This window comes from Vibrio sp. HI00D65 (genome assembly GCF_001635455.1).
In the GTDB taxonomy this organism is placed as follows: domain Bacteria; phylum Pseudomonadota; class Gammaproteobacteria; order Enterobacterales; family Vibrionaceae; genus Vibrio.
This window is the reverse complement of sequence record NZ_LWEH01000460.1, coordinates 63262-89956: the sequence shown is the minus strand read 5'-3', so window position 1 is coordinate 89956 and position 26695 is coordinate 63262. Positions and strand designations below refer to the sequence as shown.

General features: G+C 44.2%; 31 protein-coding genes. 29 read left to right on the top strand and 2 right to left on the bottom strand.

The genetic code is table 11. The features are described 5' to 3' along the window. Positions 1–3: 3 nt before the first annotated feature. The 16 genes from A3712_RS22310 (at position 4) to A3712_RS22235 (ending at position 13451) form a co-directional block, all read left to right on the top strand. Positions 4–1923: a rolling circle replication-associated protein gene (locus tag A3712_RS22310; RefSeq protein ID WP_063525091.1), complete on the top strand. Its 1920-nt coding sequence runs from the start codon at positions 4–6 to the stop codon at positions 1921–1923. Continuing rightward, positions 1923–2174 carry an ogr/Delta-like zinc finger family protein gene (locus A3712_RS22305; RefSeq protein ID WP_063525090.1) on the top strand — a complete coding sequence of 84 codons (252 nt, stop codon included), beginning with the start codon at positions 1923–1925 and terminating at the stop codon, positions 2172–2174. Before A3712_RS22310 ends, A3712_RS22305 begins: the two co-directional genes overlap by 1 nt. Before the next feature lie 33 nt (positions 2175–2207). After that, positions 2208–2429 carry a hypothetical protein gene (locus tag A3712_RS22300; protein ID WP_063525089.1) on the top strand — a complete coding sequence of 74 codons (222 nt, stop codon included), beginning with the start codon at positions 2208–2210 and terminating at the stop codon, positions 2427–2429. A 134-nt stretch (positions 2430–2563) separates the two neighbouring features. After that, positions 2564–4441 carry a tetratricopeptide repeat protein gene (locus A3712_RS22295; protein ID WP_063525088.1) on the top strand — a complete coding sequence of 626 codons (1878 nt, stop codon included), beginning with the start codon at positions 2564–2566 and terminating at the stop codon, positions 4439–4441. Positions 4442–4687: 246 nt separating this feature from the next. Further along, positions 4688–5878: a DNA circularization N-terminal domain-containing protein gene (locus A3712_RS22290; RefSeq protein ID WP_063525087.1), complete on the top strand. Its 1191-nt coding sequence runs from the start codon at positions 4688–4690 to the stop codon at positions 5876–5878. Continuing rightward, positions 5875–6813, top strand: a complete 939-nt coding sequence (locus A3712_RS22285; RefSeq protein ID WP_063525086.1) for a hypothetical protein — start codon at positions 5875–5877, stop codon at positions 6811–6813. The genes A3712_RS22290 and A3712_RS22285 overlap by 4 nt, the downstream gene beginning before the upstream one ends. Then, positions 6806–7411, top strand: coding sequence for a phage baseplate assembly protein domain-containing protein (locus tag A3712_RS22280; RefSeq protein WP_063525085.1), 606 nt, complete (start codon positions 6806–6808; stop codon positions 7409–7411). Before A3712_RS22285 ends, A3712_RS22280 begins: the two co-directional genes overlap by 8 nt. Further along, positions 7408–7809 (top strand): phage GP46 family protein, encoded by a 402-nt coding sequence (locus A3712_RS22275; RefSeq protein WP_063525084.1) that lies wholly within the window; start codon positions 7408–7410, stop codon positions 7807–7809. The genes A3712_RS22280 and A3712_RS22275 overlap by 4 nt, the downstream gene beginning before the upstream one ends. After that, positions 7806–8849, top strand: a complete 1044-nt coding sequence (locus A3712_RS22270) for a baseplate J/gp47 family protein (protein WP_063525083.1) — start codon at positions 7806–7808, stop codon at positions 8847–8849. Before A3712_RS22275 ends, A3712_RS22270 begins: the two co-directional genes overlap by 4 nt. Beyond that, positions 8831–9361, top strand: a complete 531-nt coding sequence (locus A3712_RS22265; protein ID WP_063525082.1) for a hypothetical protein — start codon at positions 8831–8833, stop codon at positions 9359–9361. Before A3712_RS22270 ends, A3712_RS22265 begins: the two co-directional genes overlap by 19 nt. Continuing rightward, a complete protein-coding gene (locus A3712_RS22260) occupies positions 9358–10338 on the top strand; it encodes a hypothetical protein (protein WP_063525081.1) in 981 nt (326 codons plus the stop codon). The genes A3712_RS22265 and A3712_RS22260 overlap by 4 nt, the downstream gene beginning before the upstream one ends. Next, positions 10338–10880, top strand: coding sequence for a hypothetical protein (locus tag A3712_RS22255; protein WP_063525080.1), 543 nt, complete (start codon positions 10338–10340; stop codon positions 10878–10880). The genes A3712_RS22260 and A3712_RS22255 overlap by 1 nt, the downstream gene beginning before the upstream one ends. A 150-nt stretch (positions 10881–11030) precedes the next feature. Beyond that, complete coding sequence (locus A3712_RS22250; protein WP_063525079.1) at positions 11031–11273, top strand: hypothetical protein; 243 nt, start codon at positions 11031–11033, stop codon at positions 11271–11273. Next, positions 11270–11815 (top strand): lysozyme, encoded by a 546-nt coding sequence (locus tag A3712_RS22245; protein WP_063525078.1) that lies wholly within the window; start codon positions 11270–11272, stop codon positions 11813–11815. The genes A3712_RS22250 and A3712_RS22245 overlap by 4 nt, the downstream gene beginning before the upstream one ends. 2 nt (positions 11816–11817) lie before the next feature. Continuing rightward, positions 11818–12324 (top strand): hypothetical protein, encoded by a 507-nt coding sequence (locus tag A3712_RS22240; RefSeq protein WP_063525077.1) that lies wholly within the window; start codon positions 11818–11820, stop codon positions 12322–12324. Positions 12325–12515: 191 nt separating this feature from the next. Then, complete coding sequence (locus A3712_RS22235) at positions 12516–13451, top strand: hypothetical protein (protein WP_063525076.1); 936 nt, start codon at positions 12516–12518, stop codon at positions 13449–13451. A 57-nt stretch (positions 13452–13508) separates the two neighbouring features. On the opposite strand, the gene A3712_RS22230 is transcribed toward A3712_RS22235, so the two are convergent. After that, a complete protein-coding gene (locus A3712_RS22230) occupies positions 13509–14477 on the bottom strand; it encodes a phage portal protein (protein ID WP_063525075.1) in 969 nt (322 codons plus the stop codon). 16 nt (positions 14478–14493) lie between these two features. Beyond that, the gene (locus tag A3712_RS22225; protein ID WP_063525074.1) at positions 14494–16245 is read right to left on the bottom strand and encodes a terminase large subunit domain-containing protein; all 1752 of its coding nucleotides are present in this window, start codon (positions 16243–16245) and stop codon (positions 14494–14496) included. Positions 16246–16377: 132 nt separating this feature from the next. On the opposite strand from A3712_RS22225, the gene A3712_RS22220 reads away from it, so the two are divergent. The 13 genes from A3712_RS22220 to A3712_RS22165 all read left to right on the top strand — a co-directional run bounded on the left by A3712_RS22220 (position 16378) and on the right by A3712_RS22165 (position 26128). Further along, entirely contained in the window at positions 16378–17226 is an 849-nt protein-coding gene (locus tag A3712_RS22220; RefSeq protein ID WP_063525073.1) for a GPO family capsid scaffolding protein, read from the top strand. 46 nt (positions 17227–17272) lie between these two features. Further along, complete coding sequence (locus tag A3712_RS22215; protein ID WP_063525072.1) at positions 17273–18337, top strand: phage major capsid protein, P2 family; 1065 nt, start codon at positions 17273–17275, stop codon at positions 18335–18337. Between the two features lie 113 nt (positions 18338–18450). Next, positions 18451–18903 carry a head completion/stabilization protein gene (locus A3712_RS22210; protein WP_063525071.1) on the top strand — a complete coding sequence of 151 codons (453 nt, stop codon included), beginning with the start codon at positions 18451–18453 and terminating at the stop codon, positions 18901–18903. Then, entirely contained in the window at positions 18903–19382 is a 480-nt protein-coding gene (locus A3712_RS22205) for a phage tail protein (RefSeq protein ID WP_063525070.1), read from the top strand. Before A3712_RS22210 ends, A3712_RS22205 begins: the two co-directional genes overlap by 1 nt. Beyond that, entirely contained in the window at positions 19364–19903 is a 540-nt protein-coding gene (locus A3712_RS22200; RefSeq protein ID WP_063525069.1) for a phage virion morphogenesis protein, read from the top strand. The genes A3712_RS22205 and A3712_RS22200 overlap by 19 nt, the downstream gene beginning before the upstream one ends. Further along, the gene (locus tag A3712_RS22195; protein WP_063525068.1) at positions 19903–20106 is read left to right on the top strand and encodes a DUF2635 domain-containing protein; all 204 of its coding nucleotides are present in this window, start codon (positions 19903–19905) and stop codon (positions 20104–20106) included. Before A3712_RS22200 ends, A3712_RS22195 begins: the two co-directional genes overlap by 1 nt. Further along, positions 20106–21251, top strand: a complete 1146-nt coding sequence (locus tag A3712_RS22190; protein ID WP_063525067.1) for a phage tail sheath subtilisin-like domain-containing protein — start codon at positions 20106–20108, stop codon at positions 21249–21251. The genes A3712_RS22195 and A3712_RS22190 overlap by 1 nt, the downstream gene beginning before the upstream one ends. 3 nt (positions 21252–21254) lie before the next feature. Further along, positions 21255–21620: a phage tail tube protein gene (locus A3712_RS22185; RefSeq protein WP_063525066.1), complete on the top strand. Its 366-nt coding sequence runs from the start codon at positions 21255–21257 to the stop codon at positions 21618–21620. Positions 21621–21631: 11 nt separating this feature from the next. Continuing rightward, positions 21632–22333, top strand: a complete 702-nt coding sequence (gene gpM, locus A3712_RS22180; protein WP_063525065.1) for a phage terminase small subunit — start codon at positions 21632–21634, stop codon at positions 22331–22333. Further along, positions 22317–22604, top strand: coding sequence for a phage tail assembly protein (locus A3712_RS22175; protein ID WP_063525064.1), 288 nt, complete (start codon positions 22317–22319; stop codon positions 22602–22604). Before gpM ends, A3712_RS22175 begins: the two co-directional genes overlap by 17 nt. Next, positions 22550–22744, top strand: coding sequence for a GpE family phage tail protein (locus A3712_RS28750; RefSeq protein WP_331710940.1), 195 nt, complete (start codon positions 22550–22552; stop codon positions 22742–22744). Before A3712_RS22175 ends, A3712_RS28750 begins: the two co-directional genes overlap by 55 nt. Before the next feature lie 31 nt (positions 22745–22775). Beyond that, entirely contained in the window at positions 22776–24659 is a 1884-nt protein-coding gene (locus A3712_RS22170) for a hypothetical protein (RefSeq protein ID WP_063525063.1), read from the top strand. Between the two features lie 608 nt (positions 24660–25267). Next, positions 25268–26128, top strand: a complete 861-nt coding sequence (locus A3712_RS22165; RefSeq protein WP_197465891.1) for an Imm49 family immunity protein — start codon at positions 25268–25270, stop codon at positions 26126–26128. Positions 26129–26695: the final 567 nt, after the last annotated feature.

Sequence of the window (26695 nt, the reverse complement as noted above, 5' to 3'; positions counted from 1 at the left end):
ACGATGAAGATTGAAACTCTGTACCATGTGGCCGGAGCTGTCCGGCCTATTGATGAAGTTAAATTTGCTAATGCCAGCTATGAAGCTGGTTTTTTAGGTTCTAAAATTCCTCACTACACAGAATACGAACAACAATTACTCGATTCTGGCGTAGTCAAATCTCTTCCTGTTTACGACCGTGTTTTTAATCAAAAATCAAAGCATGTAACAGATGTTAAGTTGGCAACTGAACATTTCAAAAGGCTAAATTCAGACTCCAAACCCGACCGCGAAGCGGCGGCCGAAAGGCCGGAGACACTAGGCTTGTCCAAGGGCGCAAAAGTCCGACACGAGAAAAAGCGCTTAAAATTGGCTCGAATCAATAAGCGTGTGAAGGTCATGGGGCAGCCTATTGGCACCAAGACAGAGCTTGATAGCCGAATGGGCCATGAAAGCTTTGATGCTTTGTACGCAAGTACAGAGCGAAATACCGCGCGAGTTTTGCCACTGAAGCATGAGAAAAGGCCCCCTTTCGAGAGGAAGCTCTCCCCTATCTCTCTTCAACTGCAAAAGCGAGACTGGTCTGGGCAAATGCGCGCTCAAATTGTTACCCAGACGCCTGCAGGAAATGCACCCGAGGCTAATTCGGGTACCCGTTATACGGAAAAGCTAACACCAAAGAGCGTTTCTAACATGTTCGAGAGTGGTGCGTATGTTGCTCAATGTCACGAAGGGTTTACGACATTTCTGACTTTGACTTTTACACCGTCACAACGTCACGCCATTTTTGGCGCAATGGACGAAGGTATCGACGCTGACGGCCCATTTACTCCAGTAGAGTTTGAACGAGATACCGGTGAGCTTATTCCTGGCAAAGACGGCCTGTATACACAGTTACCCAAACAACCATTCAAAATCATTAAACCACTCGACACCAGTGTTGGACGCGAAACTTCCCGCTTTCTCGATGGCAGCAAAAAGATGTTCCACCGAGGTTGGTACACTGAGGACGATGACTACGTTCCAGGGCAATTCAAAGCGAAGCCTTCACCCTTTGGCCCTGATAGAGAGAAAGCTGATTTCCATTATATGTGGGTAGCAGAAAGCCCAATGAATGAAGATGGCGAACCCAACCCACACGTTCACCTGTTGTTGAAATGGACAGTCGATAAAAAACATTTCAAAGACTGGGCTAAACGTTTGGAGTCCCTATGGGGTCATGGCATGGCTCACATTGAAAGAATTAGACAGCCAAAAGCAGCCAGCACTTATCTTATCAAAGCGGTGGGCTATGCGGCCAAAGGCAATAACGCTGACCAAGGTTTAATTAAGGGGAATCGTTATAGCATAGCGAGAGTCTCACGCGCACCAAGTTGGGAAACCCTTGCCTCGTTTGAAGCCGACAATATTACGGCTGTGATTCGAGAGTTGGGCTACAAGCTTGAACAGTGGAAAAAGCCTTTGCAGCGAACAATCTCACGAATCAATAAACAAAAAGCTCAAACCGTGAAAGCATCGAGTATCGCCAAGCAACAAGGCAAGCCTGAAAATCACCTAAAAAAACTGCAGTCACGGATTATTCGTTTAGAACATGCGGCTAAGAAAACCACGCAAGAAATGAAGTCACGACAAATGCATGCTTCTAGTGGCAACCGGTTCTCGATAACTTTTGACGGCGACGAAGCCAAAGAACGAATGGATAAATTCTTGATGTGGGCAGCTGGGGCTAGAGGTTGGTCGATGACTTGTCGTGATATCGATTGTAGCGATTTAAAGCAAGAAGCAGATGAAACTTATCAAGCGCAATATCACCACTTCTTAGAACGGCGGGCTTATTGGCGTTCGGTTCTTGACGAACCTTACATACCCGAAGAACCCGATGAGGATGAAGTGAGTTATTGGCAAAGTGCCAAAGCGGATTATTTAGAAGGGAGATTACAATAATGCTAGTGACATGCCCAAAATGTGAAAGCAAAACTCGTATTGCGACCTCGCGCTCCATCAGTTCAGAAACGCGAGAGCTTTACTGCCAATGTTTAAACCTGAATTGCGGAAAAGTGTTTGTAGCGCATACATCGTTCTCGCATTTCATTGAACCGACAGGTCAAAAGCCAAGCTCAAAACTGCAGCCCGAGCTGTGTAAAGGTGATGTGAACCAAATCGATATCTTTGAAGCTGAACAGCCAAACACTTAAACCAGAAGTCTAGACTACGGATATTTTGAATAAATGAACCTTATTACTAAAAAGCGCCTTGATGTTCTGCTTGAAGTGACCTCAAAAAGAGAGATGCCAGAACAAACTCGTAAAGCAGTGAAACTGGTGTTCGAGTCTGGTTATTCTTACGAGCTGGCTTCACTAAGAACTGGTGTATCAAGCAAGCGCGTTTCATTGGCCGTGCGCAAGCTGAACCAAATGGATAGGAAGTTAGTGAAGGCGTACAGAGTGTGAATGATGAATTGAATAAGTTGATGTAATAGTATGGCACATCTAAAAAGTGAGAAAATCTCGATTTTTCAATTGTGTATAGTTTTTTTTATCTATAGATTACAGAACACTAGGTCAATACAACATTAAGAATATATATGGATAATGAACAAAAGTGGTCACTGACCGGTTTTTTAGATGAACTTAAACGTATTCACGAAACTATGCCTGACCGCCGTTTTGTATTCATATTAGGTGCAGGTGCTTCTATTGAGTCTAATGTTAAAGGTGCTGCTTCTCTTGCCAAGGAATGGATGAAGATTATCTTTCGTCGTAGTAACAATGGAGGTGAGTATGATAATTGGTTGCAAAGCAACCCATTACAGATAGATGGCTGGGACGCAAATAATTTAGCTGCTCATTATCCACAAATATTCAGTTTTTGCTTTAATGGAGATCATGAGTCTGGATACGCTGAATTAGAAAAAGCAATTGATCAAGGGAGTCCTAGTTTTGGTTATGCAGTGCTAGCTTGGGTGCTCGCTCAGGATCGCCACAACATGGTAGTAACTACCAACTTTGACAACCTAGTAGCTGACTCTATGTATATCTATGGCGGTAAAACACCGCTAGTTATAGGGCATGAAAGCTTGGCAAGCTACCTAAAGCCTATGTCGCGTCGCCCTATGATTGCAAAAATCCACCGAGATCTATTCACAGACCCAATTAATGACGAGCACGGTGTTGGGGAGTTAAAATCTGATTGGGTAGATGCATTGAAAAATATATTCAGTTTCTATACCCCCGTCTTTATTGGTTATGGTGGTAATGATGGTAGCTTGATGAACTTCCTAAAAAACCTCGAAACTAACGACATTAGCGGCCGTCCATTTTGGTGTTATTACGAAAAAGGTGACAAACCAAACGGGGATATTAAAGAATTAATGCTAAAACATAAGGGGATACTAGTCCCTACCCCTGGTTTTGATCAACTTATGTTTAAGATTGGTTCTACGTGGGGGTATGAGAGGCAACAACAGCATCACTCTGTGTCCGAACATACTAAAAGAATGCTCGATACTTTAGATGAAAACATTCAAAAGGTTTATCAAGAAAGTCCAAAAGAAGTAAGAGAAAAGTTGAGAGAACCAAGTTCCGACGAAAAGAAAAGTTGGTTGGACTGGATCTTGGAAGCCAAGGGTAAAGAAACATACATCGAACAAGAAGAAGTTTACCGTAAGGCCGTTATTGCCGAACCTAAATCTACTCAAATAATGAATAGCTTCGCCATTATACTTCATCAGCTAGAGAAACATAAAGAAGCAGAACAATATTACAAAAAAGCACTAGGTATCGACCCCAATAGTCCTATCTACCTTGGAAACTACGCTCTCTTTCTCCATGAACTAGACAGAAATGATGAAGCAGAACAATTGTTCGAACAAACGTTAGAAATTGCCCCTGACAATGCCAGCATATTAGGTAACTATGCTCAATTTTTAGAAGGTATAGATAGAGGCAATGAAGCCGAATTGCTTTTCAAGAAAGCACTAGATATAGCCCCAGAAAACCCAGATGTTCTGGCTAAATACGCTGTCTTACTCTATAAGCTCGAGCGTTACGAAGAATCAGAAAAATCTGGCAAAGCGGCAATAGAACTTGACCCTGGAAATAGCGACTATATTGGGAATTACGCTAACATACTAGAAAAACTAGATAGGGATGAGGAAGCTGAGCAATATTACAAAAAAGCACTAGAAGACTCTCCTTACAGTATCGTTCATCTTGGAAATTATGCTGACTTACTCGACAAACTAGATAGGGATGAGGAAGCTGAGCAATATTACAAAAAAGCGATCAATATTGACCCTAACAGCACTCATCAGCTAGGGAATTACGCAGATTTCCTGCTTAAGCTTGGTCGAAACGCTGAAGCATCGGAATATTTAAAAAAATGCTTAACAATCGAACCTAATGACGATTTTTTTCAACAACAATATGAGCAATTATTGAAGGTATCGAATACAACAAGTTAGCGTACAAAAACGATCTCGGATGATCTCTAAATCCGCTATCTAAAACAGCCCTCGATGTAGATACATCGGGGGCTGTGTTCCAATACAACTACCGAAAAGAAATGCGGTTCTAAGATCGCATAATTGCAGTGTGGAATTTTGGTGTGGAGGGGTGGGTGAGTCCGAACGAGCGCTGAGCGCCCTAACCCGTCCTAAAATTTCCAATCGCTACCTATTTCCTTTTTTCTTCTATTGGTGGGTTTTCTCATGTGGGAACGACAACACGAGCACGCTAGATGGAATGGGCTTAAGCTCAATATCCTGTCTACCTCCTTTGATGGTGGTAAGCGTTTGCAAGTGAGTGAAATCCCATACGCTGGCCTACCACACATAAAAGTCATGGGCACGAAAGCCCGAGCCTTCACCTTTGAAGTTGTGTTCGTGGGTGCGAGTTCGCTTGCTGATGCGAATGCACTCATTGATAACCTTGAAGCGAACCCACAAGGAGAACTTGAGCACCCTTCGTTAGGTGAACTACCACTAGTATTTGAAGACCACTCGCTAAGCATCAGCACGAAGAAAGGTTTAGTAACACTAAGTCTTAAGTTCGTGCGCTCTGGTACTTCGCCTTCTATCACGGCAACAACAACAGTACGCACCAAAGCGCAAGCTGGCATAGCCGAAAGCCTTTCTAAGAAGTCATTTGTTGAAGAGGTGAAAGGGCTGGATGTGTCTCAAATCAACGAAGTACAAAACAACGCAACCAGTGCGCTCAATGTGTTGGTTGATATTACTAACCGTCTGAACCTAGCCGATGATTCGTTGCAAGATATTAACCTAGCGATAAATGAAGCCTTCTCTGCCGTGAGCAGTTTGAGCACTAACCCTGCCGAGTTCGCTGACCTGTTTTCTAGCGCTGTCGATACTGTGTCTGAAGGGGTTCAATCAGAGCCAGCTTCCGAGAGTGAAGCCGTCGATAACTCACGCAGTGCTCAAGCTTTGATGCTTGGCGAAGTAAAAACCGATAGCCCAACCAAACACCACAACGTACAGATGGTGACGGGGGCGGTGAAGATGAGTAAAGACGTGACTGACCTAGAAGCCAATGACAGCTTTGAGATCACCCTAGCCCAAAAGCAACCAGAGACTATTCAAAGTGATCTCTCAACTCTAATTGTCAGCGTTGATGAACGCATCAAGGAAACCACTCAAGTTTCTACGCAAGAAAGCATAGAGCTCTATGACGCACTCACGTCACTAAAAAGCAATGTGCAGACTCAGCACGACAAAGTAGCAGAGGGAACCAAAGCGCACAGAACTGTGCAATCACCTCACTTTAAGTCGGCGCTAACCATTGCCCATGACGAGTACACCAATGAGAACGTCATTACCAAAATGAATGCACTTCAGCACCCTTTATTTATCCGTGGTGATATCGCGGTAAGGGATGCACGATGAATCAACTCACGATGTACATTGACGGAAAGCAGCATACTTTCTACCAAGCCAATTTGAACTACTCAACAGAGCAATTGGCCCACACATTCAACTGCTCAATTGAACCCATGAACATTGCTCGCCCGTTGTCGGTAGAGTTCTTCCTCAATGACCAATCCATCTTAATCGGTCAGATAGATGGGGCCGAAAACGAGACAGGCGCAAGCTCTTTAACTATGCCAATAGTAGGACGCTCCAAGAGCGCCAACATGATTGACTCGCGCATCACTATGGATGCGCTTTATAACCTCAATGTTGAAGAACTGCTTAGAAAACTGGCAAAGCCATTTGGTTTAGGGGTCAAGAGCCTAGTTAAACGCATGCCGAAGATTGAAGAGTTTCAGATTAACGCCGAGTCTCCGGTTGAAAATGTTGCTCAGCTCATCCGTGAACAAGGCTACATGCTCATCGAGCGAAATGGTGTACTGACTATTGAGAACACAGCGCATGCAACGATTAACAATGTTGGCCTTGAAACAGGCAACAACATAGACAGCTTGAAGATAAAACGCTCCTTCAATAAGCAGTTTCATACCATTGATGTGCAGGGCCAGTGGGATGATGCCAGCGCTCAAGTCACTAACCCAAGCATTGATAGCTCGCGCACTATGGTGATCACTTGTGACCAACTACAAAGCAGCGCGGCGTGTTTGTCTCGCGCCAAATATGAACGCAACTTAGCGATAGCGGAAAGCCTGACCGCTTCAACGTCTGTCGCAGATATATTTCCTCAGCTTGCGATTGATGGATTAAACCGAGTAATTCGAGTGATCGACAAAGAGCAGAGTTTTAGTGAAATGCTGGTGATTAAGTCACTTGGCCTATCGGTGTCCGAAAGCTCCGCAAGCACTTCCGTTGAGTTGGTCAGACCGTTTAAGGAGCAAAGCAATGTCTAGTGCTCAGCGCCAGCAACAACAGCGATTAATGGCTCGCATCAAGAACGTGATCGGAACAGGTACGGTGACAGGTGCCTCTACGGGTATGTTGCAAATCAGAACGGCAACAGGCCGCACCAACGACCGAATTAAGCGCGTCCACAACTACGGCTTTATGAGCCGACCACTACCAGAGGCCAAGGCTTACAACCTGTTTATCGGTGGTGTGAGCGCGCGTGGTATTACCGTCAATGTTGAAGATGAGCGCTACCAAATCGACTTAAAGCCCGGTGAGGTCGCCATGCTCGATGACAAGGGCAACTTAATCCATCAAACCGAGGAAGGAATTAAGGTCTACGCAACCCAAGGTAAGGTCGATGTTGTAGCCGCGAATGAAGTCTCTATCAAAGCGCCACAAGTGAACGTGATCGCTGACAAAACCACGTTTTCTAATGATGTAGATATAGGCGGCAACCTGAGTGTGGCGAAGAATGCAGAAGTTGCAGGCTCTGTCGGTGGTCAGTCTGGTACGTTCGGCGGCGTTAAAGTCGAGACGCACGACCACGACTATGAAGACGATAACGCAATCAAAACGACACGGGAGCCTAACAAAGCATGAGCCACTTTAAATTGAACGCGCTTACCGAGTCGGTGGATTCTAAAGAAGGCATGACTCATGCGGTGCTGCAAAGCGTCTACAACTACGCCGAGTCGACCAAGAATGATCGCGCACGAATGGACAACAATGAGCGCGGCGGTACTTGGAGCAATGAACTGATAGAGATTGTTGGCTCTCGTGATTGGACTCTCAAACGAGCCAAATTGACTGACGAAACCTTAAGGCTTGCTAAGCGCTTTTATGAAGAAGCTCTCGCCTGGTTAATTCAGCAAGGTCACGCCAAAGCCATTGAAGTGACCGTTTGGAGAGAGAAGCCAAACCAAATGGGCCGTAATGTCATGATAACCCTGATGGACGGCTCCACATTTGATGTTCCACTATCGAAGGTAGATAAATGAGTACACAAGTGAGCCTTGAGAGCTTAATCGCTCGTGCTGAAGCCAACCTGACGGCAGAAACAGGACAAAGTAACCCAGCCACCAAAGCGATAGCTTCTGCCATTGCTGGCGTCAGCTATGGGCAATATGGCTACCAAGATTTGCTTTTTAGACAACTGAACCCTGAAACCTGCTCTGAAGCGTGGCTATACCTGCATGCTAATCGCCACAATACACCACGCCTGTTACCTACCTTTGCAAAAGGTACAGTGCAGTTTACTGAGCTAGGTGGAACCGTGGTGATCGCCAAAGGTGCTCGCCTAATCTACGGTGATAAAGAGTACGAAACCACTAAGGAGCAGTACAGCAATGTGCCTGTAGACGTCATTGCACTGGAATCAGGGACAGCAAGCAATTTACCAAACGGCGCTAAACTCACCCTCACTGAAGGGCTAAGCGGTATCGACCCTAATAATATCCTATCGCTTGGTATTGAAGGTGGTGCAGATATCGAAGAGCTAGAGCACTGGCGAGCGCGAGTAATCGTGGCATTCGAGAAGAACGAGCTGATCGGCAAGTCAGAAGATTACGAAGTGTGGGCAGTGTCGGCTCATTCTGATGTTGATTTTGCTTGGGCACTCGATAACACACCAGAGCGCGGCATGGTAGAGGTCTACATTGGCGCACGTGAGAACGACCCAACATTAAGCGGTGAAGTGGTAAACCTTGTTCAAGAGACCTTCGAAACTAACCGACTCGCTGGTTGCCATCCGTTTGCTCATCTCCCAGAAAAAGCACCGCTCGCTATAGAGATTCAAGGCATTGAAGACCTAGCCATTCGTGATGATGTGGTCACGGCCCTTGAAAACTTTGTCAAAGGGAAAATGGGCAAGATAGACCCAGAAACTAAAAAGCCTGAATCCATCACCAACACCGAAATTGTGTTAGTGATTTCAACGGTGACCAATAACTTTATTGTCAAATCGCCCGTAGGTGAAGTTGCTATCAACAATAACCAGATTCATGTACTAGGAGCCGTCACATGGACACCTCCGACTTAATCATTGAATACAGCGAAGGTGATTTTGCAGATGCGTACCGTGGGTTACTTCCTCAAGGCGATTACTGGCAAGACACCGAGAATGCAGAGCTGACCAATACCATTAACGGTATAGCGAAAGACTTTAAGAAAACCCATGACGATATTGAATTATCACTATTAACGGAGTTTGAAGAGCAAGGGTTTGGCTGGAAGATTCGAGATTATCAAAGCCTACTTGGAACAATGGGTTCAAACGGCTTGGTGTATGACGATGTGAAAAGGCCCAATCTAATATTGATTGACCTCTTCAGCTATGACAATGGCACAGCCATTAACGCATTTGAAAAAGTCCGACTACCTCATACCGAGTTTAACTGGCTTTACCCATTGGAAGCCGAAACCAAATTTGAACAGGCTACCGCCTTAACAATAAAGCCAGAGTTGAGCTCACAGTTAGAAATAGAGGCTGAAACTCAAATCTTGTGCCGCACTGCCATTACTTGGCAACTTGAAATAGGAGACACCGAATGAGCACACTGCAAGCTATTCCGACTCAGCACGGGATAGACATATTAAACAGTGAGCTGAAAAATACTGTAACCAAGTATCGGCTCATTGGTGCGTTAACCCATGACGCGCCAAGTGAATCACTGTATTCATTCTATGAAAACACCATTGAAACCAGTTACTACGATGACAATGGCGTTTTAACCTTTATCTTAAACCTGCCCATTGAACAGCACTTTGATGAGTACCTGCATCAAATCCATGTGCTCGATAGCAACAATCAATCCGTGATCGAGTGCTCGACACCAAAAGTCGCGCTGCCAAAAGGCATTGGCGGCATGGTGACATTAAAGGCCGCTATTTCGGGGGAAGCTGGGCAAGTCATTTTTAAACACAGTGAGTTTGTCACTGAGACTGAGTTGAATGAATTGCACCTAGCTCCGATTAAAGCTGCACTCGCAAATATGGTAGGAATGATAGGCGATTTTCATTGTGCTGGCGTAAAGCCTGGTTGGATTGATTTAAAAGGCGGTGAGTTATCAAGAGCCACCGATAAACTTCTTTGGGATTATGCCGTCACTACGGGGATGACTGTAGTTCAGGCAATCAAAGACGCTGACCCTATGGCTCACGCCATGAAGTTTGGTGACGGGGATGGTGCAACAACATTTACACTACCAAATCATCATCTTGGTCACTTTGTTCGAGGGGCGCCTAGTGGTGTTAATCACGGTGATACACAAGGTGATGCGATTAGAAATATTGTAGGTGACTTCAAAAACGTAGCATACCAAGATGTAGCAGGTAGAATTTCGTTGGTGACAACTGGCGCTTTTAAACAGGCAGAAAATCCAGATACAGCTTCAGCAGTAACACCAAAATATTCTGAACAATATAGTGATGGTATTGGATTTGATGCAAGTCGAGTAGTACCTACAGCCAATGAAAATCGCCCATACACCGCAAACCTTTCAATCAAAATTCACCGAGGATGGATGTAATGAAAACAGCGTATCACTACGATTACAAAACTCTCATTTATCAGGGTGAGAGTAAAGTCCATAAGGTAGCCGGATATGATGAATATATATTGCCTCAGTTTTCTACATGGTTAGCTAAACCAGCTTTTGACGAAGACACCGAACAAGCCAAGTATGATGTAAACAATCAGAAATGGCTTGTTGAATTAAAGCCTGTTGAAGTGACAGCTTACAATAAGCAAACCCACGAGTCGAAAGTGTTTGATGGTACTTATTTAATAACAGACGAATACACGATACAAAAACCAACAACGCAGTGGGATGAATGGATTGATGAGTCTTGGGTAACTAACCTAAGCAACAAATACATTCACGATTATGCTCAAGTAGACGCCACTCGCTCAGCACTTTATACCCAACTCACCGACCCATTAGAAAATGAGCTTGCACGTAAGCAGCGGCAAGGCAAAACCGATGCAGTACAAATGCTCGATGAACGCATCAACGAGCTAGAAGACAAAATCAAAGCAGAGAACCCATACCCAGAAGCGCCAACCAACTAAACACCAAACCCAGCCTAGCCGCTGGGTTTGTTTTTCTGCCTTCCAAAACTTCTATATCTCAGCACTAGAAATGCCATAAGTACCCTTTAAACCTCAGCGCTATACACTGGTTTTGTGGGGCGCTAATCACTAGTTACGAGAGAAAAATCAATGAATCAAACAGAGGTAAAAACGTTAGTTGTTTCTTTGCTAGACATTACTGGATTAAAGAAAATTCTAACGTCTGTTAGTGCGACCCTAATCAGCTTTGGTGTGAATGACATAGCGCAGCTTATCGCAATCTTCGTAGGTATCGTTTCGGGTGTCATGGCTATTCGCCACTATGCTGTTGCCACTAAGCTTAACCAAGCCAAGCTAGACAAGCTGAACTCACAAGAGGACGGCGTAGCATGAGCCTAAAAACCAAAGCAATTCAGGCGGTGGTGTGCTCTGTCACTTCGGTTCTTGCGATTGTATTTACTATCGACTCAGAGCTAAGCGTCAGTGAAAACGGTTTACGCCATATCGCTAACGAGGAAGGTTGCCGCCTTAAGTCCTACCAATGCAGTGCGAACGTTTGGACTGTCGGCCTAGGTCATACCAAAGACGTGACCAAGGAGACACATATTACCGAAAAGGAAGCCGCTGAAAACTTTGTTGAAAGCGTATCTGCCGCTGAACGTGTCGTTAACAAGCGTATCACCCAAAAGCCAAACCAAGGCGAGTACGACATGATGGTGAGCTTTGTTTATAACCTTGGTGCAGGAAACTTAGCTCGCTCTACATTGCTGAAAAAATTTAACCGAGGTGATCGTACTGATGCTTGCAATGAGTATCCGCGATGGGTTTTTGTGAATGGTAAAGATTGCCGACTAGAAAAAAGCAACTGTGCCGGTATTCCTAAGCGCCGAAGTAAAGAGCAAGGCGTTTGTCTAAACGGTTGGCAAGGAGAGTGACCATGTTAAGTAAGTATCTAACCCTGTTTAAAGCCATTACCTTTGCTGCCTCTCTTAGTGGTGTCGCTTATTTTTCGTATGACTACGGCGTAACTACCACTGAGGTCAAAGCCCTAAAAGCGCAAAATGCCCTATGGGACAAAGTAGAGCAAAAACAAAACGAGGCTTTTCAGCTCGCCGTAAAGCTCGTGAACCAAAAGCCAGATATTCGAATTGAGTTTCGAGAGATAGAAAAAAAGGTAATCAAGTATGCTCAACAGAACATTGATAAGCAGTGCGTTGTTAACGATCCTGACTGGATGCACATCCGCGCCCAATCAGTGCGAGCGCATAATCGAGCAATCGGTATTCAGCAACCCTCCACCGTCTCTGATGGTGCCGCCCAAACCGTTACAAGTTACGAGCGAGACGCTGAAGTTCTAGCTGAAGATGTAGCTAATCTAGAAACCTGTGCAGAGAATGCACGGCAGTTGCTTGCTCTGCAAGAGTGGATAAATGGTCAAATGTGAGTTTAAGAACTCAATTAGACATAATTGATTTCAATTGATTGACCAATTTAATGCTCGCAGGTAATGTTTGGCTCTTTTAAATCACAATATAAAGTCATGCAAAGAGGTTGGTTTTTACCTAAAGAGCTTGCACTTCTTAGCAATTATCAATTTTTGTATTTTGATATGAATGAATCAAGCAGGGATATGTAATGCCTTACATCACAGGTACCTTTTCTAACGGTAACGATTATAAAAAACTGATAACAAAAAGAACTCGCGTTTTAAGAATGTACCAGGAAGACGCTAAGGCTCGCAGTACCTTTTCTTTGCTTAATCTTTCGAACTTATCGCAAGTTGAAAATATTGAAGAAATCATTTTCTCTTCCACTACACTCCTAAATCAAGACCATCTCAATGACATCGCAAAGTGTATGAATCTAAAAACACTACATTTAGCGACCCGTATTGATTTAGATTTTTCGGTATTAGAAAACACAAGTATCGAAGAGTTAGTCGTTTATTGTAATTGCAATTGTGATCCCCATCAGTCAATCATGAGTTTGCAAAAGCTAAAAAAACTATCCATCCGTTTTTTTGATATTGAAAAAGAACAGGTGGCTAGTGAAAACAATAAATCTATATCTCATAGATTGGGGACTGCGGTAAAAAGCCTGTTTGGCTTGGCGAAAAACCCTGAGCCTCAAATCCCTTTGATGCATCAATCTCTTGACCTCCTACCTGCAAGCATTCACCACCTGTGCATTGATGGTCCAGTTACTGATTTTGACTTGGCTGACTTAGACCACCTTAAACTTAAAAGGCTAGGTTTGAGCAGGCTACTTGAGTGCGAGCTAAAGTTCTCAGTTGAAATGGCAAAAAACCTAGAAGTATTAACGATAACTGGTTGTGAGAACATTGGTCAGTTCTCTTCAATCCCATTTCGCAACTCCACACGATTGAATACGCTGAACTTTTCAGGGACAGGTTGGCACTGGATAGACATGACCGGATTTGCAGGATTAAAGTCTTTGCGAACAGTTCTTATGACAGATACGATAGACATATACATTTCAGATAAAGAAACCACTAAAATTTTAAGCCCAGGTTTGAAAGTGTTTAATGATGAAATTGGTGAATTCTTCTAAGGCTCAAGTAAACCACTATCCCTGCTGCAGTAAAGACGAATCTGTCTATACTCGATACTAATCCACATCCAAACGTATGTACTCATTCGGGGTAATAACCTCTTGCCCCGTAAATTCATTCAACTCTTGCATCATATCAATCAGCGGCAAAAGCTCATTCTTGTGAAACAACCAATCCACCTTACTGAGATCGAGTGACGTAATACTCTCGCGGCGAACACTCATTAACTCGATAGGGACACGATGAAGCGCTAATACATCCGTCATGGTCTGGTTCTTTACATCCTTAAACGCATCTTTCGCTTCAACCTGCCCTATCGCTTTTAATTCCGGTGCTTTGGTATCTTTACCTTTCGCATTAACAAACAGGTTCTTGAATGCCATGCCTTCTTGAGCCTGAAGCTGTTTCTTGATCTCTTCTTCCTGCTTGGCGGTCATTGTTGGTTCATTCATATACAGCAAGTAACCAGCATGGTTACCATTGCGGAAGTACTGACGACGAAACAAAGTTGCATCTTCATTTAGCCAGATTGAGGTAAGGCCACTCACATGACTTGGCAAGCCATAAAGCTCTTGAGCAATATCATAGTCACCCAAGTGGAATACTTGCCCATGCTTATAGTCAATGCGCCCTTCGTCATCGTAAGCGCGTGGTTTGTATGTCCAGCCCAAGTCTTCACGCCTACGCATATAAAGCGCGGGCAAGTGCTTCAACTTAACAGGCTCACCTAGCCCGCGGAAACTGCGTATAACTTGCAGGTAGCCATTACCAAACGTTAAGTAGTCTTGAATAAAGCGCTTTGCATCTTGGCGAGATAACACCCCACTCAACGCAATAGCTAAAATCAACGTATTACGTTTGAATTCTATTGCGCTGGCATGCATGGGGTTCACGCGCAAGGCCTTAGCCAAAGTATCAAGCGGTATTGGCGGCTCATATAAGCCGTCAATTAACGCCACTTCTAAATAGCTCAGAATATCGCTATTCATCACACTTACAGGTTTAGAAAATTCAATCTCAATCACTTGCTCTCTCCAGTTCTTAGAAGAACGTTACGCTTGTATCGTTATCTGCATTAACATCTATTGGTTCCCACGCTAGAACGTGCATTGAGGCCCATGCTAAATCAGCATGCGAACCTATCTTGCTACGATTGGAAACAAAGGTGACTTGTCCGCTTTTATCGGTGGTTTGCTGACGAATCATCAAGAAGGAATGCACTAGGTCATCCCAATCATCATCAAACAAGAAGCGTCCATTATTGATAATCTCTCGCGCTTTATATGCCATCATGCGCTTCATCTCTGGTGAATAGTTCAACTCAACCAGAGCAGGGTAAAACTTACGTACCAACTCCGCTACCGCCGAGCCCACACCGCCTGTGTCCATCGCTAAATAAACCACATTGTACTTTTCGGTAATGCTTCGAATGGTTTCAGCTTGTTGTTCATAACTCGAACCTTTCAAGCGAAGTTTCTCAATAACCCTAAATACGCCGCCCTTAGTTTTGGGTTTTAGCGCAACCACTAAGCCTGCATCGTCCGAACCTTCACCAGTACCGCCACCTCTTGGATCATAACCAACCAAAACCTCTTCATTACCAACTGGTCTCGCTTTATCGTGGTCTACGTCCTGCCAAAGGTCAGTATCCGTCTTGCAAGCCAACAACGCCTTGAGCGCAAAGAACGAGGCGCTATCATCCAAGAATTTACAGCGAAGCAGGTTGTCGAACACCTCTTTAACCGGATACTTACGCTTAAGCTTCTCCATGTTGAAGAGCTTGTCACCGCCTTTGGCAATGGCATCATCAACCGTGATCATTTGACGGAAGATGTAGTCGGGGCCAAGCGCACCGTCTTTCAGTGCTTTATGGCTTAGGTCAATATTGTCTTCTTTCTTACCAGACCATTTCGGGTAAGCCTCATGCGCCATAGTAGAAGGGGTTGATATGTAGGTTGTACGGTACTGAGCCTGAATCGACATACCACCTGCATAGTCATCAAGTGCTCCAAAGCGAGGAATCCAGAAAACCTCATCCCAATACATGTGACCGTTAAAGCCCTGAGAAGATGAAACATTGGTTGAACAGAAAATAAGGTTGGCGCCATTGCTTAATTCAATGTCGTCTTTACCTTTTAAATCAATGCCAGCAAGCTCTAGGGCAAACTTGCGAATGTAATTTTTAAAGATGTATGCCTGTTTCTTGGACGCAGAAATAAACACCTGGTTATCTCCGCTAAGCACTGCATCTTCAAAGGCTTCCCATGCAAAATAGAACGACAAACCAATCTGGCGAGATTTAAGATAAAAGCGAATCTCGTTGATCTCATCGTTTTGCTTGTGCTCATGAATCTCTTTCTGGTAACCAAAGAAGGTTTTTTCACGGTATTCATCCAGCATCTCTTTCGTGATACCGGAAATATCATTTTTAACCTTATTTGATTTACGTCCTCGCTTATTCTCACCACCGCTAGAACTCGCTGGTCGAGAGCGTTCTTCTGACTTCTGGTTTTTATAGTGCTGCTCTAGCAGCATCTTCAGCTCGCGTTCTTGGCATTCGAGTTTATGGTCAACCCACATCAAGTAGGCAATACGCTGCCTTAGCATTAATTCAACGGGTGCATCATCCCTCAGCTTTTTCCAATCAAACTGAGTTATCCATTTCTGAACGGTGCGAGTAGCCACACCAACTTGATCCGCAATTTCAGGCGGCTTTCGTTGGCGCAAAAACAATTCCAAAGCTTTCGTTTGGTCTGTGGTGTATAGCGCTTCGCTAATAACATTCGTATCCATGCTTGCATAGTGCTATAGCCCCCTGAATTACTCAGCTTGTGCGCTTTCTATATTCACCATTTAGAAACAGCACAAATACAAAAAGACAAAGGCATTGGTTAGATTGGAATCATCGAATTTAGGAGAGAAATGATGTTCAAGTCAGAGCCAATTTGCATTTTGAAAGCTGGCCCCACTATTGACGGGCGAGACATTCCACAAAAGGTCATTGATGACATTGCGGAAACGTACGACCCGAAAAAGTACACAGCTCGAATCAATGAAGACCACTCTGAATGGAGCTGGAAAGGCGGTTCTGTTTTGTCTGTCGAAAAACGCGATGATGAGCTTTGGGCAGAAATTAAGCCTAATTCTTTCTTACTAAGAAACATCGAAAACGGTCAGCTACTGCATACGTCATGTGAGTACCTAGAAGACTTTGCGAACACTGGTAAAGCATATCTAACAGGCCTCGCCTTCACTGATAAACCTGCATCACTAGGGACAACGCAAGTACACCTTTCCGCTCAACCAAGTGAAAAAGATGCCGTACAGGTATCAACAGGCCAAGTACTCAACCATATCGAAAAACTGTCTCAAGATAGCGAGACACAATCAGAGCGCTCTCTATTAACGAAATTTTTAAACCTGCTCAAAAGCACACCTGATGGACACGAAGAGCAGCTTTCTAACCTAGAGGAACCGGAAGAAATGTCTAAAAAAACCGAAGAGCTACTTGAGAAAAGCATTGAGCAGAACCAACAACTTAGCGGACAAATTGGTCAGCTGATTACCTGCCTATCAGCTCAAAGCAAACAAGATGGTGAAGAAGAAACACCGCCAGAAGAAGGCGGCGAAGTCACCGAACTTAAAGGTCAAGTAACCGAGCTTTCTGGTCAAGTAGAAAAGCTATCCGGTCAACTTGAGAAGTTAAGCAAACTGACTGATGAAGATGAACGCAACCCAGCAGGTTCAGGCGGCGAAGAAGACGTGTACTTGTAAGCACTGATTCTATCCAAACCAACAACAAATTGATTTAGGTAACACCATGCAAAAACATACCAAAGAAAAGCTTAGCGCTTACGTTAAAGCGGTAGCAGCACAAAACGACACTGATGACGCAACAGAGAAATTTAATGTGAGCCCAAGTGGTACACAAAAAATAATCGCAGCCATTCGAGAAAGTAACTGGTTCTTGAAGAAAATTAACGTCATCTCAGTGAAAAATCAGAAAGGTGAGTCAATTGGCCTTGGTGTTACAGGCATGATCGCCAGCCGCACCGATACTTCTGGCGAAGGTAAGCGTACACCTAAAGATCACTCAAACATGGGGGCAATGCCTTACATGTGTGAACAAACCAACTTCGACACTGCGGTTCGCTACGCAAAGCTTGACGCATGGGCGCATCATAAAAACTTCAACACACTGCTAAGTAAAGCAACCCGAGAGCAGATTGATGCCAACAAAATTACTATCGGTTGGTATGGCGAAACAGTAGCCGCCAATACCGATGCAAACGCCAACCCTAATGGTGAAGATGTAAACAAAGGCTGGTATCAAGCAATGCGCGACCACAATTCAGAGCGTCTGATTTCTGAAGTTGTTGATGGTTCAAATGAGATTCGTATCGGTGAAGGTGGTGATGGTTCTGCTGGTAAAGAGAAAGGCGATTTTATCAACTTAGATCTAGCCGTACTTGAAACCAAGAACCTTCTACACGATGCGTGTGAGAACGATGAAAACCTAGTCGCAATTATCGGCTCTGATTTGCTTGCTTACGATAAGGCCAAATTCTACGAAGCACACGGCAACACGCCTAGTGAGAAAGGCAAAATTCAAGAGATGCAGGTTATCGGCACTTATGGTGGCCTACCTGCGGTAAAAGTACCGGGCTTCCCTTCGACAGGCATCATGGTCACTAGCTACGACAACTTGTCTATCTACATTCAAGAAGGTTCTGTACGCCGTTCTACAGGCAAAAAGAACGATGAGAAAGACCAGATCGAGAACTTTGAGTCAATGAACATGGCTTACGTTCTTGAAGAAAAAGGCAAGGCCGCTGCAATGGAATTCAAGAATGTGAAACTCTGGATCAAAGGCGCTTGGCACTAATTAATTAACACCCCACAAATGCAGGCTCTCTCGCTGCTTCATGTGTGCTTATGTACTTAATGATAATCGCGAGTGTTGCCTGCATCCCCTAACCCACTGAATAAGGTTGTTTCATGGCTGAGTATGTCGGAAACAAAAACGAGATATACGACTCTGAGCTACCTGCTTCTGGCAAGTATCCAGCGCTAAGAATTTCAGAGTTTCAGTCTCTGTTCCATTTCCAAAGTAATGAGACAGAGGCAGGCATTCTGCACCACGCAAAAGTATCGCGTGTGAAAGTTCATTCAGAGCTAAAAGACACCTTAGAACCTTTTGCTAACTTAGCCGAGTTGTCGCAAGCACGGTTTGACGATGAAGAGTCAGGCGAGACGCTCTACAAACAAGCCGTGTTTGCGCTTACCGCCGCACAGCTAATCAGCACCCAAATGAGCGGTGATGCCACCAAAGACGCGGCAGAAAGGCAAGAGGCCCTAACAGACAAGAAAGAAGAATGTGAAGTCCAGTACCGCCAAGCGGTAGACATGCTCATTCATGGTGAAGAAACCTACCGCTTTGAGAGGGTGTGATGAAAGCTTTACAAAACCTAACAGACCTTTTCAAGACGCATATTGTTGATGCCAAAGGCTTTGATTCATGGGCTGAAGACGGCGCTATTTTTTGCACTCAAGGCGATGAAATTGACGGTTTTGAAGTCGAGTATACCGCCATTGTCTTTGTGCAAAATGCCAAGCTCAATCCGGACAATCTGTTTATGCATATTGTCAGTTGGTTAAACAAGTATGACCAACACCGAAGCGAGAAAGGTTTAGCCATGCCGACATTTGCTGTCGAGCGTCTAGACAAAGGACGTTACGACATAAAACTAAAGCTCGATATTCGAGAAGAATACAACCTGATCGAAGATGAACAAGGCGATTGGAAACAAGCCGGTGAACTATACCGATGTGACAACCAGTTTGAAGCCGCAGTTGATGAAGATGAGTTAGGTGAACTGGTTCACTTTGTTGGTCACGAGAATGACTTGCCATGTCAGAACTCACACTAAAAACGCCCGAACAATTAACTCAAGTTGTCGAGAGCTTAGTGCTTACTGCGTCTGAAAAATTCGACCTGAATAGAAGAATGGCGAATCGTGCACGGCAATTCTTTCGAGCCCAAATAAGAACTCAGCGAGATATTGATAACAACCCATACCAAAGCCGAACGCGAAGGAAGAAAGTCAAAATTCGGGAAGGTCTAGAAGGCGCACATACCGCCAACAACAAAAACATGTTGTTAGGGTTTGGTCGCTCAATGCGAACCATTGTGACTGAAGACAATTTTGAAGTCGGGATTAAAGGTGTGGCTGGCGATATCGGACGCGAGCACAACGAAGGTTCACAGGTGTCATTTACTACTAGAGTAAACGGCTTTTTTGATAGCAAGGTTGGTCGATGGAAAGGCGGCACACTGACTAAACGAAATTACACAATGCCAAAGCGTACCTTCATTGGTTGGACGCCAACTCTAGAGCGAGAGCTACTAGCAATGGCAGCGGAATACTTTGCACTAGAGGATGCAGCGTAATGGAAAAAAACAAAGTACCAACATTCACAATCAAGCCCAAAAAAGGCGTCACTGTAAAAGACCCTAAAACGCTTGAACCCCTAAAAGCTACAGGTGAAAGCAAACCTCGTAACACCTATTGGCTACGTCGTGTCAACGATGGTGACTGCACGGTTGTTGACACTTCGACAAAACAAACGACCACCAAGAAGGATGCTAAATAATGAGTATTAGCTTCAACGAAGTTCCTAGCAATATTCGCGTACCAGGTTGTTTTATCGAGATAGATAATAGCCTAGCGAACAGTGCAGAAGAACAACAAATCATCTTAGCCATTGGTAATGCGATTGCAGGTGCCAAAATTGGGCCAAATACCGTGACTTTGTGTATGGACGAAACCATTGCAGCAGAGAACTTCGGGAAAGATGGTGCAACCTCTGAAATTGTGGAAATGGTGGAGCACTTCCGCAAACAAGATGAAGTTATGCCTATCTTCGCAGTCAGTGTTGACGCTGGTGATATCACCAGTGCTCTAGCCGCTTTGGGGGATGTTCAATATAACCACATCATGTGCTCACTCAATGATGAAACAACCATTCGAGAGTTGGGTGAGTTGCTTGAAGAACGTTATGACGCAATGAACCAGATCCCCGGTTTAGCTTACATTCCGAAAAAAGGCACACACGCAGAACTAGTCACCTTTGCCCCTGTGAGTAATTGCCCGTTGATTAGCTTCATGCCTATCAATCAATTTTGTGATTCAGCAACCAATGATCTCAGTGATGCAGCTGCAATTGGTGCTTGGGTTGGTCAAATTGCGCCTTCGCTTGCTACTGACCCTTGCCGACCTTTACAAACTTTGAAGCTTAGTGGCGTTTACTCAAAGGCTGCAAGTGAATGGACGTTTGCAGAGCGCAATATGTTGCTATTCGAGGGTATTAGTACCTTCACCGTCAGCTCAGCAAAAGAAGTGATGGTTGAGCGCCCTATTACTGCTTACACAGAAAACGCCGCTGGTATTGCAGATAACAGCTATCTCGATGTGATGACGCCTGCCACGGCGATGTATTTCCGTCAGAAGCAACGCTCGCGCATTCTCAGCAAATACGCTCGACACAAACTGGCGAAAAATGGAACTAAGTTTGCTCGCGGTCAGGCCATCGTGACACCAAGTATGCTCAAAACAGAGCTGCTCGCCTTGTATCGAGAGTTGGAATACAACGGTATTGTTCAGGACTTTGACGGCTACAAAAAGTCGCTCATCGTTGAACTAGACGATACCAACAAACAACGTGCGAACTACCAAGATTCTCCACAGTTCGTGAATGGTTTAATCATTACCTCAGGTAAGGTTCAATTTAGGAAGTAACTCATGTCAACGAAAATTACTAGCCGTGCGGTCCTTAACGCTGGTTCGTTAGGTCGCCTACCACTAAAGGAAGGTGCTGAAATTGGCTTTGGTAACCTAAAGCGTGAAACGGTCATGGGTGATGATGGTCCATTAGGTTTTACCGAAGTGTACTCTGATGCGCCATTTATCAAGGCAACCATCGTTCACGCTAAAACTACAGATGAGGAAGCGATCGCAAACTTCGTAGGTGAGAATGTCACCTTGGAAACCAACAGTGGCAAGACCTACACCTTGAAAGATGCATGGACGGTTGATCCTCTAACTCTAAATGTGAAAGACGGTCAGCTTGAAATCTTACTTAACGGCACTGAGCTGATACCACAGTAAGGAGTAACCCCATGCTATCTATCCTCATGAAGAGAAAGCACCAGTTACCAGTAACACAGCAACAACCAAAGCAAACTCAGCAACCAGAGGCGAGCACTTCTACTCGCCCTGCTTTTGTTGATAAGCCTTGGGAAGAAACTCAAACGGCCTTGAAGAACGACTTAGGCTTCTTAAAAAGCTTGTCAGGCTCCAAGGAGAAAGACCCTTACAAAGAAGAGCTGGTAAAGAAATATCGCCCATTGGTAGAAAAGCTGCTTGAAACCCACGAAGGCAACTATGCCAACCTTGAAGTAATGTGGTGGTTCTACTTGTGGCAAGTTGATTTAAGTCGATTTGAAGAAGTCTATGATGATTTCCGCTTGGCTATCGAAGGTGGTTTAGAGCCTCCTATGACATGGCGAACTAATGGACATACAGCATTTTGTGATCTTGTTTTCACATACTCACACAAAGCTGTTCAGAAGAAAGAAGAGTTTAAGCGAGAGTACTTAATCAATGCTGTTAAAGACCTTCGCTCTGGACAACTGGCAACCAATGCGCCACTAAAAGTGAAAATGTTCCGTCTGGCCGGTGATTGGCATTTTGACGCTGGCGAGAAAAAAGAAGCTCATGACCTATTTGAGCAGGTAATGAAGCTTGACCCACGCAAGGGTGGTCGCAAGACCAAGCTAAACGAATTAAAAGAGGAGCTAGGCTATGACAGTCCCAACTAAGAACAAAGCTACAGTGAAGCCCGTTGACCTCCCTACTCCAATTGAAAAAGATGGTGTAGAGATTAAAAAGCTAGATCTGCGTAAACCGGACTCAGGCAACCTTCGCGGACTCAGTCTCGTTGACGTATGTGAGATGAGATTTGAAGCAGGTGAAGTACTGTTACCTAGAATTTCTAATCTCAATGAGCGCGATGCTATGAATATGCCTGTTGAGAACTGGGCGCCAATTTTGACGACTATCGCCTCTTTTTTCGTCAATACGGAACTGTAATAGAGCACGTAGAAGACTATTACGCTGACATTGCAGCAGTGTTTCACTGGCAACCAAGCGAAATAGATAGACTCAGCTACGCAGACCTATTGTTGTTCCGCGAGAAAGCACGACAAAGAACTGAAGAAGAGAGCGAATAAGCTCTCTTTTTTTATTTTAGGAAAGATATCTATGAAGATGAATCTCTCTATCGTGATGGGCATGAAAGATAAGACCAAGCCTATCCTAAAAGGTATGAGCAGCGAATCTGATCGCTATGCAAAGCAAATCAGGAAGGTACAAAAAGCTCAGGCAGACGACTCTAGCGCTATGGCTATGATTGATCGCTTTAACGACATTAAGAAGGCCAAGCAGAAAAATATACTCGCTCTGAAAGCAGAACAAGAGCAGTTAGATAAACTGCAAAAGAAAGCGAAACAGCTTCAGGCCCCGAGTGCCGCCCTTACTGCGAAAATCGCCAAGCAGCAAGAAAAGTTGAACAAACTCAATACTGAACAAAAGCAATATCAAACAGGATTAATGAGCTTACGTAAAAGCCTCAAAAAATCCGGTGTTTCCGTGTACAAGCTCGATAGCGAATATGAACGCTTGAATAAGAGTTACAAGGAACATGGCAAAGAGATTACCTCACTACAAAAGAAGTACTCGAAGCTACAAGGCATCATGAAACCGATGCAAAAACTCAATGGAAAAATAAAGCTACCTAAAGTCGGTGGAGCTGTAGCAGGTAAAGGAGCCGCTTTGCTAGGTGGTTTGAGTATTGCTGGCCTAGTAACTGAGGTGAACAGTACAGCAGCAGAAATGGACGCTCTTGCGAAAAAATCTGCCACTCTGAAAATATCCATTAGTGAGCTGCAAGCCATGCGCAAACAAGCTTCGCATGCAGGTGTTGACGAAGATACAATGTCATCGGCCTTAACACGCTTTACTAAACGTCTAGGCGTCCTACAACAAACGGGAAGTGGCGCTCTGGGCTCTTACCTCAAAAAGAGTGGTAATTCTGCATTCAAGAACTTAGACGGAGCAGAAAATACCCAAGAGGCTTATGAAGCACTCTTAACATCATTTTCGAAACTTAAAACCGCTCAAGAACAAATGGCATTCGCTGACGCTGCCTTTGGTCAGGACGGTCGCCAAATGCTCTTGCTTCTTCGAGAAGGTACAGACGGCTTAGCGAGATCACGAAAAGAGTTGGCAGATTTGGGAGGCGGTGCAAAAGCGGAAGATGCAGCAAAAGCAGAAGCCTACAACGATGCTTTGCAACGTATTCAAGAAAGTATTAAATCAATTAAGTATGCAGCTCTTGCTCCTATCATGGAGAAAGCGACTCAAGCCTTCGGTGAATTCACAACTAAATTCAAGAATGCAAAATGGCGAGATGGAACCATCACCAAAGTCACTCAAGCGGTTAAAGGCCTCTACAATGGGCTTGTCTTTCTGGGTAAAGGCGTGATTTTCGTTTCTCAATACTTCCGCGAAATTGTTGCAGCAGTGGCTTTATTTAAAGCTGCATTGATTGCGTTAAACGCGGTGATCTTGGGTAACCCAATTGGATTAATTGTCGCAGCAGTTATGGCGGCGGTTGTTGCCATTACCTATCTAGTTGATAAGTTCATTGGGTTAGACAAAGTGATAGCTTGGGTAGACGAGAAAATTCGCTGGCTATGGGATGAGTTTAAAAAGCTCATTAACAAGCTGCCAGATGCTTTAATACCTGAAGGTTGGAAGTTGCAAACCGAAGAAGCTGGCGAACAAGTAGATAAATTGGCAGGAAAACTTAACAAGATCAAGGACAAGAACATCAAGTTAGGTATCACGACTAATGAGACCTATAACCGAACGGAACAACAAGGTTACACGGGATATCAAGCCGGAGGACTTACCGCCCAAAATCAATACCGACCTTATCAACCACTGGCCCCACAAACAATGAAGAGCAAGTCTGAAGTATCACTGACGATTAAATCTGATAAGCCCGTGTCAGTAGACCAAGCAAAAACGGACAAAGGCACTGATCTCAATATGGACGTTGGGAATATGGTGTGGGGATTCTAAAGAGCTTTGGTTAACGCACCCAATAAGTTGAAATTCAGGTCAGAAAGTTTAGGAAATACCAAAATGCAAGAACAGAGGTTGCCAAGCATTTGAGAACTCATCATCTGAATTAGTCTGAATGCAGCCTGTCAGTTTCTTTATCTCGATGTGACTAGCTCTGACAGGTCGCTGTGATTACCGAGGGAGGTTGCCCTAAATCGGTTATGCCCCATTCCGAGTTTGCGCAACAAAATCGTGAAAAATTTAATCGAATAGGTTTATGGGCGTATCCGAACGACTCAAGTGTTATCGCATAAATAGTTAGCATTGAGTATGTCAAAGACCTTCACAGGCTGAATTTCGACCTGACTAGTTACTCTTTATTTGACTCCATATTTTTGTCTCAAACTTGCGTCTTGCGTAGTGAGCAGTGCTTTGAGATAGAAGTAGGTTTTATAGCGGCATAATGTCGTATATGAAATGATCCACTATGTATAAGGTATTGATAAATATTAATTAAATCTTAGGCAGTTGTCAGATTTTCAACAACCTTAGGCGGAGCTCATCTTTAATAAAGATGGTACCATTAAAATGTCTAATAACGTGAAATTTGAGTTGGGGGCGTAGCCATGATAAAGGCAGTAAAGACACACGTGAGTAATTTGGAAGGAGAGCAGCGACTGTATGACGTAACGTTATCCAACTTTCTTGAGATGAACCAAGATGCTCTGGATGATGAAGGGCACAATTGGTTTGGATTTAAATCGGGATATGAAGACCTAAAAAAACTATTCTTTATTGGCCATCATTTGCCCTCGGTTTCGGAACAAGCGGTGGCTGAACATTTGAGAACGGCGCAGCAGTACCTAATTCAATGGCAGCGCGTGCTTTCAGAACCGGAAGGGGGCATTGTGGCGTTTACCTATCAGGGAGTCGACTTTTCTGTGCCCACACGTGGTAAAGCCCAGTCAGTACCTGTTACTGATTGGCTAGATTGGGTATTTATAACAATCATAACCGGGCGATATGGTGATCTAAATGCCCTAATGGCCCAATTAGGGCGTGGGCAAGTAAATTGTGGGGAAATTTTTGGTTCGCTGCATTGCGAAATTATTTTGCACTTATTGGGTTTGCAACCCAGCCAAGATATTACTGCTGCCATTGAGCGACTGACGCAGTTAATTGATGAAGGCGATCGCGCTGGCAGAGAGCGCTGGATGATTTTCCACAGTATTACCATCACGCTTGGTTTCTATGATGTGATGCAAGCGGTACACCAACAAAATCAAGAGGCATATCGTGATGCTATGCACCGTGCTTTGGAAATGCATCAAGAGTGGTGGACGCATGATAAAGATTTTAGCCAAAGGGAAACGGGGTATGTGTCACTGCCGTTGCTCACAGCGGCTAAATACGCCAAAGAAAAGTATGGATTGACCCTTGATGTTGAGTCAGGATATTTACCTACTTATGTATTTTCAAACTCGTAAACAGTGAAGTAAAAATGATCGGTGGCGTTGTTGCCGATCATTACACTGATTGTCACAGTTCCCTAGCGTTATTGAGCGGTTCTACTACCGTTAGTAGTGGTATAAAGCTAAGCGAATTTTCCATATTCTCACTTATCAATTAATTTGTAATTTAAATAGATCGCTAACAAGCTTTTGTCCAATTGTGAGTTTTGACACCAACAAGCCGACTGTATGATCTAGTCGTGGCTAACCCGCGATTGTGTAAGATTAAGTATTAGTCACTGCACATAATCACTTAATGTAGTTCAAGGGAACTCGCTCGAGAATAGTCACATGTATCTATGGAGTACCAGAAATAACAAAGCCGCCTACACTGGCGGCTTTCATGTATCTGAAGCAAGGCGTACTAATCAATTTTAAGATGCACCGAAAATTCGCAGATCGCCTATGGTACGCCTCCAACAATCAAAACACTTTATTTTGCTGAAAAGTAGTTCCAATCGAGCATGTGATCCCTTTCTTGTTAGTTCGCCATAAGTGCTTAAAATAATTGGGGTGTACCAAAAGTGTCATCTTACTAGCTAA